This window comes from Mesorhizobium sp. B2-3-15, from assembly GCF_006442875.1.
GTDB lineage: Bacteria > Pseudomonadota > Alphaproteobacteria > Rhizobiales > Rhizobiaceae > Mesorhizobium > Mesorhizobium australicum.
In genome coordinates, this window is the sequence record NZ_VFVO01000005.1 from 347,123 (window position 1) to 360,170 (window position 13,048).

Annotated in this window: 12 protein-coding genes; 3 read left to right on the plus strand and 9 right to left on the minus strand. The window is 63.8% G+C overall.

Annotated elements, in window-relative coordinates:
* Positions 1-8 precede the first annotated feature (8 nt).
* Positions 9-1,454, minus strand: a complete 1,446-nt coding sequence (locus FJ954_RS13275) for a DHA2 family efflux MFS transporter permease subunit (protein ID WP_140661599.1) — start codon at positions 1,452-1,454, stop codon at positions 9-11.
* 280 nt (positions 1,455-1,734) lie between these two features.
* On the opposite strand from FJ954_RS13275, the gene FJ954_RS13280 reads away from it, so the two are divergent.
* Complete coding sequence (locus FJ954_RS13280) at positions 1,735-2,064, plus strand: hypothetical protein (protein ID WP_140617504.1); 330 nt, start codon at positions 1,735-1,737, stop codon at positions 2,062-2,064.
* A gap of 37 nt (positions 2,065-2,101) precedes the next feature.
* Here FJ954_RS13280 and FJ954_RS13285 read toward each other — a convergent pair whose 3' ends face one another.
* From FJ954_RS13285 to FJ954_RS13315, 7 genes are all read right to left on the minus strand, one after another.
* Positions 2,102-2,884 carry an ABC transporter ATP-binding protein gene (locus tag FJ954_RS13285; RefSeq protein ID WP_140661600.1) on the minus strand — a complete coding sequence of 261 codons (783 nt, stop codon included), beginning with the start codon at positions 2,882-2,884 and terminating at the stop codon, positions 2,102-2,104.
* 10 nt (positions 2,885-2,894) lie between these two features.
* On the minus strand, positions 2,895-3,758 hold the full coding sequence (locus FJ954_RS13290; protein WP_041163526.1) for an ABC transporter permease: 864 nt from the start codon (positions 3,756-3,758) through the stop codon (positions 2,895-2,897).
* Positions 3,759-3,786: 28 nt separating this feature from the next.
* Complete coding sequence (locus FJ954_RS13295; protein WP_140661601.1) at positions 3,787-4,797, minus strand: ABC transporter substrate-binding protein; 1,011 nt, start codon at positions 4,795-4,797, stop codon at positions 3,787-3,789.
* A gap of 265 nt (positions 4,798-5,062) precedes the next feature.
* On the minus strand, positions 5,063-5,794 hold the full coding sequence (hutC, locus tag FJ954_RS13300; protein ID WP_140661602.1) for a histidine utilization repressor: 732 nt from the start codon (positions 5,792-5,794) through the stop codon (positions 5,063-5,065).
* 1 nt (position 5,795) lies between these two features.
* Entirely contained in the window at positions 5,796-6,824 is a 1,029-nt protein-coding gene (locus tag FJ954_RS13305; protein WP_140661603.1) for a zinc-binding dehydrogenase, read from the minus strand.
* Positions 6,825-6,839: 15 nt separating this feature from the next.
* The gene (gene hisD / locus FJ954_RS13310) at positions 6,840-8,162 is read right to left on the minus strand and encodes a histidinol dehydrogenase (protein ID WP_140661604.1); all 1,323 of its coding nucleotides are present in this window, start codon (positions 8,160-8,162) and stop codon (positions 6,840-6,842) included.
* 79 nt (positions 8,163-8,241) lie between these two features.
* Positions 8,242-9,015: a glucose 1-dehydrogenase gene (locus FJ954_RS13315; RefSeq protein ID WP_140661605.1), complete on the minus strand. Its 774-nt coding sequence runs from the start codon at positions 9,013-9,015 to the stop codon at positions 8,242-8,244.
* Positions 9,016-9,319: 304 nt separating this feature from the next.
* On the opposite strand from FJ954_RS13315, the gene FJ954_RS13320 reads away from it, so the two are divergent.
* Complete coding sequence (locus FJ954_RS13320; RefSeq protein ID WP_140661606.1) at positions 9,320-10,603, plus strand: FAD-binding oxidoreductase; 1,284 nt, start codon at positions 9,320-9,322, stop codon at positions 10,601-10,603.
* 201 nt (positions 10,604-10,804) lie between these two features.
* Here the strand turns inward: FJ954_RS13320 and msuE are convergent, their stop codons facing one another.
* Positions 10,805-11,365, minus strand: coding sequence for an FMN reductase (gene msuE, locus FJ954_RS13325; RefSeq protein WP_140661646.1), 561 nt, complete (start codon positions 11,363-11,365; stop codon positions 10,805-10,807).
* A gap of 707 nt (positions 11,366-12,072) precedes the next feature.
* On the opposite strand from msuE, the gene FJ954_RS13335 reads away from it, so the two are divergent.
* The gene (locus tag FJ954_RS13335) at positions 12,073-13,044 is read left to right on the plus strand and encodes an SDR family oxidoreductase (protein WP_140661607.1); all 972 of its coding nucleotides are present in this window, start codon (positions 12,073-12,075) and stop codon (positions 13,042-13,044) included.
* Positions 13,045-13,048: the final 4 nt, after the last annotated feature.

Below are 13,048 nucleotides of genomic sequence, written 5' to 3' on the forward strand. Positions count from 1 at the left end.
GACAAGACCTATTTGCGAGATCCCCTGACGTGGCCGCTAACTTGAACGCCGTCTTCGGCGCGCAGGTACAGGAAGCCCGGAATCGAGAGCAGCGGGATGATCGCGGTCAGCAGGAACACTTGGTGAAAGCGTTCCGGCGTGAGGAGATGGCTTTCGCCCGCAATCAGGCCCAGCAGCATCGCGGCGATCGAGACGCCAAGCGACACGCTGAGCTGCTGCAGCACACCGCCAAGGCTAGTGGCGCGGCTGAGCTTGTCGGCCGGAAGATCGGCGTAGGACAGGGTGTTGGATGTCATGAACTGCGCCGAGCGGACGATGCCGAACAGAAAGACATAGAAACCGATCAGCCAATGCGGCGTATCGGGACCCATCAGGGCGAAGCCCGCCACGGTGGCGGAGCCGACGAGCGCGCTGCCGACCAGCACCACACCGAAGCCAAAGCGCCGCAGCAGCGGCGACAGCAGCGGCCGCATGAGCAGCGCCCCAAAGCTGCCGACGAATGTCAGCGAGCCTGATGTGACCGGGCTCATGCCGAAGCCGACCTGCAGCATCAGCGGCACCAGGAAAGGCACGCCGTTGAGACCGACGCGGCACAGGCCGCCCGCCAGCGTGCCGACCCAGAACGAGCGGAACCGAAACAGCGTCAGGTCGACAGCCGGCGCCACGACGCGGCGTGCATAGCGCCCGAAGGCAAGCAGCAGCAACGCGGCCGCGGCCAACACCAGCACCGTCGCGGACCCGGGAATGACCGGCCGGCCGATATTCTCCAGCCCGAACTGCAGTAGTGCCACGCCAAACCCCACCATCAGGAAGCCCGGGACATCGAAATGCTGCACCGCCTCGCCATGGAAGTCGTCGACGAAGCGCAGCGCGGCAACGATACTAAGGCAGCCGAACGGCACGTTGACATAGAATATCCAGCGCCACGACGCGTAGGTGGTCAGCAGGCCGCCGAGCAGCGGCCCGATGACCGGCCCCATGATGGCCGGCAGGGTCATATAGGTCATGGCGGTGATCAGGCCGCTGCGCGGAAAGCTGCGCAGCAGGATCAGCCGGCCGACCGGCGTCATCATGGCGCCGCCCAGCCCCTGCAGGGCACGCATCGCCAGCAGCATGCCGAAACTGTCGGCCATGCCGCACAGCGCCGAGCCAAGGGTGAAGGTGAAAAGCGCCAGCGCGAACACCCTGCGCGCGCCGAACCTGTCGGCAAACCAGCCGCTGACCGGGATGAACACGGCGAGCGTCAAGATGTAGGTGGTGATCGCAAGGTTCAGACGGACCGGCGTCGTGTCGAGACTTTGCGCTATTGCCGGGATCGCGGTGGTGATGATGGTGGAATCGAGCTGCTCCATCAAAAACGCGATGGCGACGATGATCGGAATGATCAGCCGCAGCCTCGGGTCGCGCTCGGTGGCAAATTGAGGCTGTTCCAATGCTCTGGTCAATTCCGTCATGCAGATGGCTTCTATCGGCCAAAGTGGCTTGTCCCGGTTCAAAGGCAAGATTGCCTTGCCGGCCAGCCGGGCCTGATCGCAGGCCCTCTTGTGATCCGGCAAATCGGCGAGCGGTAGTCATTTCCGCTTCGCTGGAAGTCAACAAATCTTGACCGGCACCACGAGTGCCGCGGACAAACACTGCCCATTTCAGCGAGCGCCGTCCCGATTTCGTGAAGGAACGTGTGCAGCGAGGCGGGCGTTCTTTCCCATATGTCTCGAATGGCAAGGAGACATGCTGATGAGAAAGCGAAGCGTATTCCTCGGCTCCCTCGTGGTGCTGTTGGCCGCGAGCGCCGTCCCGTTTGCCGCTGTGGCCGATGCCGCCGTCACCAGGCACCATTATGTCCGCGTCAACGCCGCCCATAATGACCACGCGCACGCCGCGAACCGCGGACGCGGCCACCGTCACGGTTGGGTCGGCAGGGGCTGGACCGGCGAGAATTCGGCCGACAATAACGACTGGATGGACAGCTACTACAATGGCTACGGCAGTTACCGGGGCCGTGCCGACGACTTCTGTGGAACCATCCAGTGGACGCTCGGCCTGTGCGGTCCCCACGGCCCATGATACCTGTCCGCCGGCGGGCCTACGAAGGTTGCTGGCACTACACCATTTCGGGACGTCTTGACGCCTCGCGGATCGCCTTGTGCACGCCGCGCTGCAAATCCATGAAGGCCGGCGTTTCCATCACTTCTTCCCGACGCGGGCGTTCGATGTCGACGTTGAAGGTCTGCATGATGCGACCCGGGCCGATCCCCATGACGACGATGCGGTCCGATAGATAAACGGCCTCCTCGACGTCATGCGTGACGAACAGCACCGTGAGCCGGTGCTCCTCCCAGATCTGGGTCAGCAGTTCCTGCATCTGGTGTCGGGTCAAGGCATCGAGCGCGCCGAAGGGTTCGTCCATCAGCAGCATTTTGGGGCGATAGGAGAGAGCGCGCGCGATGGCGACGCGCTGCTTCATGCCGCCCGACAGTTCGGACGGGAAGCGATCGGCGCTTTGCGTAAGCTTGACGAGGTCGAGATGCTCGAGCGCGATCTCGCGGCAGGCGGCGCGATCATAGCCGGCGGCCTTGAGAGCAAACTCGATGTTCTGCCGCGCCGTCAGCCAGGGGAGCAGCGTATAGGACTGGAAGACAACACCACGGTCGAGGCCCGGCTGCAGGATCGGCGCGCCATCGATGCTGAGATCGCCGGCGTCGAAATCCTGCAGTCCAGCGACGATCGACAGCAGCGTGCTCTTGCCGCAGCCCGACGTGCCGACGAGGGAGACGAACTCGTTGTCGGCGAGGTCGAGATTGATATCCCGCAGCACTTGCGTGCGCCGCTCGCCGGTGCCGAAGCTCTTGTCGAGACCGGCGATGCGCAATTTGGGAGCAGTCACCGGCGGTTCCTCATTGCTGGTGGCCTTCCTGCCGAAACAGCACCTTCTCCAGGGCCTTCATGACCTGATCGGTGATGAGGCCAAGCACGCCAAGCAGCAGGATGTAGCCGATGATGGTGTTTGTCTGGAAATAGCGCTGCGACACGGTGATGCGATAGCCGAGGCCGGATGTCGCAGCGACGAGTTCGGCCAGCACCAGCCAGGTCCATGCCCAGCCAAGGCTGATGCGCAGCGTGTCCCAGATGCCCGGCAAGGCGCTGGGAACGACGATGCGCGTCAGGATCTTGCGGTCCGGCAGGCCGAGCGTGCGCCCAAGGCCGATGAAGTCGGCGGGAACCCGTTTCACATTGTCCATGATCATCAGCACCTGCTGGAAGAAAGTGCCGATGAAGATGATCAGGAATTTCTGGGTATCTCCGGTGCCTGCCCACAGGATGGAGAGCGGCACGAAGGCGACAACCGGCATGTAACGGATGAAATCGACCAGCGGCTCGATGGCCGCCTCCCAGGAACGGAAACTGCCGATCAGCACGCCGATCGGTATGGACAGTGCCGAGGCGAGGAGAAAGCCGATGGAAATGCGGTACATCGAAGCCCTGAGGTCGAGCCACAAGGTGCCGTCGGCGGCGAGCTTGGCGATCTGGGTCGCAACGCTGCCCGGCGACGGCAGGAAGATGGGTTTCACCCATCCCAGCCCGGTCGCTGCCCACCAGGCAAGGCCAAGGCCAACAAAGACGGCCACCGCTATCGCAAGGAAACGCGACCGGGCGATGGGCACGCCGATCCCGGAGGATCGGCGTCGCCTTGCCTGTGTTGCGGCGGGCGCTCGTGCCGGGCGGGCCAAGCCGGTTTTCGCGGGAGGCTCCCCGGACATCCGCGTTACCACCGCGATCCGGATCTCGTCACTGCGCCGCCTTGACGAAGGACGGATCGATCATCTGCTCCGGCGTCACATCGGCCTGCAGAAGCTTGGCGTTCTTGGCGGCCGCTTCGACATCGGCGAATGTCTTGGTGGTAAACTCGCCGGTGAGCGCCGTCTTGTTTTCGGCGAGCGAATAGTAGCGCACCCCGTCGAAAGCGGTGTTGAGGTCCTTGACGTCGGAACCGACCGCCTTGGCGATGATGGCGCGGCCGCCAGCGGTGTCGGCGTTATAATCCTTGAGCGCGGCGTCCCAGCTCTTGATCATGGCCAGCACCTGGCCGGGTCGCGATTTGATCACCTCGTCACGCACCACCAGCACGTCGCTGATCAGGCCGGGATCCTCTCCGGCGGTGAACAGCAGCTTGACGTCCTTGTTCTGCGCCATGGCGACAGTGAGGTACGGCTCGTAGGTGACCGCGACCGGCACCTGGCCCGCGATCAGGGCGCCGCCGGCGTCGGCGGCAGGCATCGGAACCGGCTGGATATCGGCGACCGACATGCCGTTCCTGGCGAGCGCGTATTTGAGCAGGATGTCGCTCGTCGTGCCTTCCTCGAAAGCGACCTGCTTGCCCTTGAGATCGGCGATGGAGGTGACATCCTTGCCTGCGACGATGGCGTCGGCGGTCATGGAGACATCGAGCAGCAGCACGATCTTCACCGGCAGACCGGCCGCAACCATGCCCATCGCCGTGTGGGTGGCGATGTTGGCGGCGTCGAGCTGGCCGCTTGCGAGCGCCGCGTTGATGTCCTTGTCCTCGGCAAAGTTGACGATCTGGACGTCCGACAGACCGTTTGTCTTGAACAGTCCCTTGGCCTCGGCGACGTGCCATTGACCATATCCAAGCCAGGGCTCGATGCCTATCTTGAACGATCCAGCTTCAGGTGTCGTCGGGATGGCAGCATCGGCTGCGTGGGCCACCGGGGCGGTGGCGAGCCCGATCGCGGCGGCCATCACGAGCGCGCGAAATTGTCCTGCTAGGTTAAGCGTCATCTTTCGTTCCCCTTGATGATCAGACCGCTTTTTACCCAGGCATCCGGTCTGGTGAGACTGCGGGGTTCTGCTCTTGCGGCACTGTGCCTCGGCGTCTTGCCCGCCACTTCATGGTTGAAGCGCTGACATATTTCAGCGGCAGCGGCAGCGGATGTCAAGGCTGAAATACATACATGCATATACAAGTTGGAGAGACTCAAATTTCAGGTTGATCCAGCTCGGCGGCTTGCATTGGCCCGTCGCCTTCAGCTCGCTCCCGTCGCCTTCAGCTCGCTTTGGAAGGCGAGTAGCGGCTGCCTAGCGAGTAGCGGCTGCCGGCATAGGTCAGCTTGCTGACCGTGGCCACGATGGCCCCCGTCCATGTCCGGCGATGCAGGAGAAGGCAGCAACTGCCGACATCGATGCCGAGATGCTGTGCGGCCTCCTTGGTGGCCGGGATGGCGGAGATGATATGCTCGACCTCGGTCACCGGCGTCTTCTGCATCAGGTAGTCATAGGTCGCTGTCTTGGTGAAGTCCTGCTTGTCGTAGTCGGGGATCAGGCCCGGATTGACGAAACGCTCTTCCAGTTGCACCGGCAAGTCGTTCTCGAAATTGACAACGACGGAGTGATAGATCGAAACCCGCTTCGCAAACTCGAACGTCAGTGCCAATTCCTTGGTCGGCATCATCGTTTCGAGAACGAGGACTTCGGAGCGGTGGCTGTTGCCGCGCTCGACGATCTCCGCAGCGATATTGTTGATCTCGATCAGCGTCGACTGCGGCCGGGGCGGCGCGATGAATGTTCCCACACCCTGCAGCCGGATCAGGAATCCCGCCGAGGTCAGCTCCCGCAGAGCCCGGTGGACCGTCATCCGCGACACGCCCAGTGACGCCACCAGCTCATTCTCGGACGGCAGCTTGCGGTCCTTGCCCCACCGGCCCGTCCCGATATTGGTCAGGATATAGTCCTTCACCTTCTCGTAGAGGGGGCTTGCCGTGTCGGGCAAATCGATCATTTCAAAAATCCTTTCCGGCAGGTTGCCGCATGCGGATGATTGTTTTCAAGCCATCGCTGCTTCCCGCCAACAGCCGCTCATAGGCGGCTGGGATGTCGTCCAGACCGATCTCGCAATCGACCAGGGCCAGCAGCGGTTCACTCAGCTCACCCAGCATCCGGACAGCGTCTGGCAATTCGTCCGCGAAAGCATGGCATCCGAGCAACGCGATCTCGCGTTCGACAAGAACATTGGGGTCGATGTCGAGGCGGCCATGGAAGATGCCGACCATCGCTATCGCGCCACCAGGATCGAGAACGCCGAGCAACTGGCTGAACGCCGCGATGCTGCCGGTCGCCTCGACGGCCGCCAGCAGCGGGGCGCTGGCGGTCGCGGCTGCAATGGCCTCGCGGTCGAGATCGACGATCGTGGCGCCCGTCACTCGCGCCACGCGGGCGCAGCGCGCCTGGTTGAGGTCGGCGACAAGCACGGTGCCGGCGAAGGTTCGCGAAAGCAACAGCGCGGCTAGACCGCCGATCGGCCCGCAGCCGACGACCAGAACCGAACCCGCCGTCTTCGGCAGACGCCGCACCGCGTGCAGCGCGACGGCAAGCGGCTCGGCCATCGCCGCGACGCGCTCGTCAAGGCTCGCATCGATGACATGCAGCAGACGTGCGGGCAACACCGCCTGTTCGGCAAAGCCGCCGTCGCAGATTTCGCCGACGAAGCCCAGCGCAGCGCAGAGATGCCGCTTGCCGGCACGGCATTGCGCGCAGTCTCCGCACCAGAAACGGGAATCGGCGACGACCCTGTGGCCGACGGCAATGGTATCGACGCCCTCGCCCAGCGCGATCACCGTGCCGGTCAACTCGTGGCCCGCCGTCGAGGGCGCCCGGCTTATCCATTGGCCGGTGCGGAAATTGTGCAGGTCCGAACCGCAGATGCCGGCGGCATCGACCCTGAGCTTTACCCAGCCGGCATCGGGAATGCCTGGCGCGGCGATGTCCTCGACGCGCAGGTCGCCCGGTCCATAAAGTCGTGCCGCCTTCATCGCGATCGTCTCCGCTCAGCCGGCGAGATAGCGGTCGCGGATCTCCGAGACCGCGTTTTCGTGCGAGCTGAAGCCCTCGTAGCGGGCGAGCCGGCGGGCATGCTGCGCCAGTTCCGGATAGGCGGCCGAGGTGACATAGCCGACCGAGGAGCGCTTGACGAAATCCGTCACCGAAAGCGGTCCATAGGTTCGCGCCCAGCGGCTGGTCGGCAGCACCGCATTCGGCCCGAGGACGAAGTTGGCAATGGTTACCGGCGTATGCGGACCCATGAGGATTTCGGCCGCCTCGGTGATGTGGCCGAGATGCGCGAACGGCTCCTTCGACAGGATTTCCAGATGTTCGGGCGCGTAGTCGTTGATGAAGCGATAGCTTTCCTCCAGCGACGCCGTCAGCACGATGCCGCCGCGCTTTCCGGTCAGCACCGCGCGCGAGAATTCCACACGCTGTTCGGTCATCCGCGACCAGTGGTCGGGAAGTGCAGCAAGGGCTGCCTCGGCGACCTTTCGGCTGTGCGTCACCAGATAGGCTGAAGAATCCGGCCCGTGCTCGGCTTCAATCAGCAGGTCGAGCGCGGCAAGGCCCCCGTCGACGCTGTCGTCGGCAAAGATGATGGCCTCCGATGGTCCGGCAGGCAGGCCCGTATTGATGATCGAGGACAGCACGCTCTTGGCCGCCACCACCCACGGGCTGCCCGGGCCGACGATCTTGAGCGCCGGCTTCACCGTCTCGGTGCCGTAGGCGACGGCGGCAACGGCTTGCGCGCCGCCGCATTTGTAGACGGTCCCGACGCCGGCAAGGCGAGCGGCGACCAGCGTGGCCGCGTCCACCGAACCATCCGAGGTTGGCGGCGTCACGATCGCGATCCGCGGCACGCCGGCAATCACAGCCGGAACCGACGTCATCATCGTCACCGATGGAAAGGCGCCCTTGCCGCGCGGCACGTAGAGCGCGACCGATGCGATGGGCGTATACCGGTCGCCGGCATAGGCGCCCGGCCGGATCTCCTTGAGCCACATGGTCTCCGGCTTCTGCTCCTCATGAAAATGCCTGATATTCTCGATGCCGAACCTGATGCTCTCCACGACTTCCTTCTCGACCTTGTCGAAGGCCGCATCGAACTCCGCTTCCGACACTTTCAGTCCGCCTTCCCTCACATTGGCCTTGTCGAACTCCCTGGCGAAACGGATCAGGGCGGCGTCACCCTCTTCCCTGACGGCCTGGATGATCGGGCGGACCTTTTCGACGAAGGCCGACAGATCGCCTTCGGCGCGTTTCAGCAGACCGGCCCGTTGCGTGGTATCGAGGGATGACAGATCGTGGAAGCTGATGTCTGACATGGGTGCTCCTTCTGTTCAGAGCAATGCGCCGACCGGTCACATTGCGGAAGACTTTGTTCTCTAACCTGGGCGAGCCGCCTCAGATCGATACGAGGAAACCGCCATCCACCGGAATGGACTGGCCGGTAATGTAGGCTGAGGCATCCGAAGCAAGGAACACGGCGACGCCGTGCAGATCGCGCAGATCGCCGAAACGATGCTGCGGGATTTTGGCGAGCATGGATTGCCGCCACGCCTCGTTGGCGTAGAACACCTCCGTCATCGCCGTCCTGAAATAGCCCGGGGCGATGGCGTTGACCCTGATGCCAAGCTGCGCCCATTCCGCTGCCAGCGCCCGGGTCATGCCAAGCAGGCCCGACTTGGACGAGCCGTATGGCACCGCCGTCGGAATGCCGACTTCTGAAGTCAACGAGCAGAGGTTGATGATGGCGCCGGGCCGCCCGGCGTCCCGCATCTGCCGTGCCGCCGCCTGGGCGCAGAAGAACGCCCCTTTGAGATTGGTATCGACGATCCGGTCCCACAGCGGCTCGTCAACGTCGAGCGAGGGCCGGACCTCTTCCACTCCGGCATTGTTGACGAGAATGTCGAAGCCGCCAAGCAGGCGGGCTGCCTCGGCGATGGCCGTGCGGCACTGGTCGACATCGGTCACGTCAAGCGCAATGGCGTGCGCAACCCCGCCGGCCGCGCGGATGGCCGCCGTCGTCTCGTCAAGCGAGTCCAGGCTACGCGCCGTGACCGCGACGTCGGCGCCGGCCGCGCTCAGCGCCCCGGCGATGCTGCGGCCAATGCCACGGCTGGCGCCGGTGACAAGCGCCTTCCTGCCGGAGAGGTCGAAAAGAGAAGCGTCGCGCATGTGATCCTCCTTGGCCGCTCCATAGCCCAGAGACTACCAGATCGACTTACATATACAAGCATATACAAACAGAGCTGATTGCGATAACGAGAGGTCAGCCGCCGCACCGGGATCGCGTAGTTGGCTCTTCATACGAGATGCCACGGGCGGCAGCCCTGTCGCAAATGTCGTAACCTCCCGAAAGCAAGCAGAATTGCCTGGCGTACCCGACACGAAAGTCTGGGTCTGCCGCGCGTGCGGGATATCGGCCATTGAAAGCTATCGTGCCCCTCGAGCCGGCCGCCTTGTCGTGAGAGCCTCGTCCATGAACGAAAGCAGCCCGCCCCGGAGCCTCTATCGCGATACGGCTGGCGGCACCGGCAACTACCCCTCCCTTGCCGGCGCGCAGCGGGCAAGGGTCGCCATTGTCGGCGCTGGCTTGACCGGCCTGTCGACTGCCTTGCATCTGGCGGAAGCCGGCGACGACGTCTGCGTGCTCGAGGCCTATCAGCCGGGATGGGGAGCCTCGGGCAGGAATGGCGGCCAGGTCAATCCCGGCCTCAAATACGATCCCGACACGATCGAAGCCATGTTCGGCCCCGAGCTGGGGTCGCGGATGATCGACTTCTCCTACGGTGCTCCGGATTTCACCTTCAGCCTCATCAAGCGCCTGTCGATCGATTGCGAGGTCCGGCAGAACGGCACCATACGCGCGGCCATCCGGCCGCAGCCGGCAGCCGCGGTGCGGGCCACGGCCAACCAATGCGAGCGGCGGGGGATGCCGGTCGGCTTGCTTGACTCAAAAGCGATGGCGGCGCGAACCGGCACGGACAGATACATGTTCGGCATGTTCGATGCTCGCGGCGGCGACCTCCATCCCTTGAAATACGCGCGTGGCCTGGCGGCCGCCGCGCGGAAGGCCGGCGCGCGGATATTTGGCGGCAGCGAGGTTCTCTCGCTCAGCAGGCAGGCCGGGCGCTGGCTCCTCGAGACCGCAAACGGATCCGTCAGCGCCGAGAAGGTCCTTGTGGCGACAAACGGCTACACGGGAAACTTGTGGCCTGGCCTGGAGCAGTCGCTGGTTCCGGTGTTCAGCGCCATCGCGGCGACCGAACCGCTGTCGCCCACGGTCGCGGCCGCAATTCTTCCCGAAAGGCCGGTCGTCTACGAAGCCGGCAACATCACCGTCTATTACCGCATCGACGTCCAGAACCGGCTCCTCATGGGCGGACGGGGACCGATGAGGCCCATCGGCGATGCTTCCGCCATCCGCTATCTCACCGACTATGCGCTACGGCTCTGGCCGGCGCTTGCTGGAGCTGGGTGGACACATGGCTGGAACGGCCGGGTCGCGGTCACCAAGGACCATCTTCTACACGTTCACGAGCCGGAAGACGGCGTGCTGATCTGCCTTGGCTACAATGGCCGCGGTGTTGCCATGGCCTCGGCGATGGGCAATGCGCTGGCAAACCGCCTTCGCGGCGACGAGACCATTCCCTTCCCGATGCCGATATCGGGGCTGAAGCCGATCCGGCTCCACCGCTTCTGGCCGCTTGGCGTCAGAGCGGCGATCCTTTCGGGCCGGGTGAAGGACTGGTTCGGCCGGTAACGGAAAAGCACGCCGCTATGCTCCGGTCTTGGCAGCGGACAATCTTCGGGCGTGGTCGTCCATGCATGCGGAGCATCAGCGCCCGCTGATTTGCGACCGTGCACTGCAAGTCGCCCTGCGGCGCGCAGGCGCGTTCAACGGCCGGCTTCAGCCAAGCGCCTCAGCGCGCCGGCGGTCGGAGCGGGATATGTTCCGAGCACGCTACTCGGCGGCTATCCTGGCGTGCTGCCGGCCGAAGAGCGCCAGACCGACATCGTCCACGGCGAGGCCAATGCGGGTCTGGATCGCTTCGGATGCCAGCACGCCATCAGCGAAATCTTTCTCCGAGGCGTATATGGCCGTCGGCAGCGCAAAGGCTTCGAAAAAGCCGAACAGCGGCCGCAGCTGATGCTCGACGATCAATGCATGGCGATCGCCGCCGCCGGTCGCCGCCAGCAGCACCGGCTTGCCCCTGAGGGCCGCCGGATCCACGAGATCGAAGAAATGCTTGAACAGCCCGGTATAGCTGCCTTTGTAGGTGGGCGAGCCGACCACCAGGACATCGGCGGTCAGGATCCGCTCGAGGACGGCGCGGGCCTGCTCGTCCAGGTCCCGAGTGGCTTTGGCATTGCCAAGGCTGGGACCGAGATCGACGATGTCATGGGTACTGGCGGCGAGGCCGTATCGTCCGGCGATCTCCGTCACGATATGGTCCACGAAGCCACGGGTCTTGGAGGGCCGCGTGAAATTGCCGGAGAAGCCGACAATGGCCGGATTGGTCATGATGGATGCCCTGTGATCTTTTCGAACCAGTTTGCCAATGTCCATAGTTTTTATAGACATTGCTGCCGAACAAAAGGAATTCACGGTCGCCGTGGGACGAAATCGGAAAAGATTTTTCTCCTGGGGAGCCAGATCGCCCGCCTGCATGCCGGATGATGACGTCACCCGATCCAGATGCACTTGGCAGCCGTCGCACGCGAAGGGCGATGCGACCGGTGGCGAAAAGGGGGACCATCACCGTTTGTTCGGAACCTGATCGCCCGGCGGCTGTTTTCCGTTCAGCCAAATACGGAGGAAGCCATGGCACGCGACAGAACCGAATATGAAACGGGCGCACGGAAGTATCCCGCCAGGACCGGCCCGGATCCGAACGATGATTTCTCGGTTGACGCAGCGGGCAACAAGCCGCCGGCAGGCGGAATGGGGCTTACGCGACCGGCGGATCAGACAAATGAAGAGACACACCAGTCAGAAGGACAGAACCCGCCTCGCAAGGCGACGCCCAGCCCCGCAACGGAGAAGACATCGGGCGCGGGCCCGGCGATCTCCGAGCACTCGAAGGACGCGAAGGCTCCAAGGTCGGGCCGCCAACCCGGCGCCTATGTCAAGGACTGACGCGGACGGGGGCGATACCTTCTGACAAGCCATGCGCCGCGCAGACCGCCGGTCTGCCGCGCGTTGAACTTTCTTCAGCCGAGGAGACGACCATGCAGACGAAGTCACAAACGGCCGGTGAAGTCGCCAAGCAGCGCCATATCCAGCGCGGGATCGATGCCAAGGACAAATCGAAGCGCAACGGAAAGGCGGAGCACGCCATGCAGGCAGGCGCGCGCCCCTATCCCGAGCCGCCCTTCCCCAAGCAACATCAGGCGAAACCCGGGCATGAAGCGGCGATCGAGCCTGCTCCGCTCTACGATGCACCCTACTATGTCGGATCAAAGAAACTCGAAGGGAAGGTGGCTCTCATCACTGGTGGCGATTCGGGTATCGGCCGCGCGGTCGCGGTTTTGTTCGCTCGCGAAGGCGCCGACATCGCAGTCGTCTACCTGGCCGAGGACAGGGATGCCGAGGAGACAAAATCCGCTGTCGAAAAAGAAGGCCGACGCTGCATCCTGTTGAAGGCCGACGTCAGTGAACGCCAGGACTGCCACGATGCCGTGGCGACCACGGTCGAAACATTCGGCCGCATCGACGTGCTGGTCAACAACGCCGCCTTCCAGATCCATTCCAGCGACTTCGGCGACCTGACCGAAGAACATTTCGATACGACGCTGAAGACCAATCTCTATGGCTATTTCCATATGGCGCAGGAAGCCGTGCCCCACATGAAGCCGGGCTCGGCGATCGTCAACACGGGTTCGGTTACCGGCATAGAAGGCTCGAAGCAGCTGGTCGACTATTCGATGACCAAGGGCGGCATCCATGCCTTCACGCGCGCGCTTTCGGGCAACCTCATCGCCAAGGGCATCAGGGTGAACGCGGTCGCGCCTGGCCCGGTGTGGACGCCGCTCAATCCGTCCGACAAGGAAGCCGACGACGTCTCGAAATTTGGCGCCGACACGCCGATGAAACGGCCGGCCCAACCGGAGGAACTGGCTCCCGCCTATGTTTTCCTCGCCTCCCCGCACTGTTCGAGTTACATCACCGGCGAGATCCTGCCGATCGTCGGCGGCTACTGAGGTC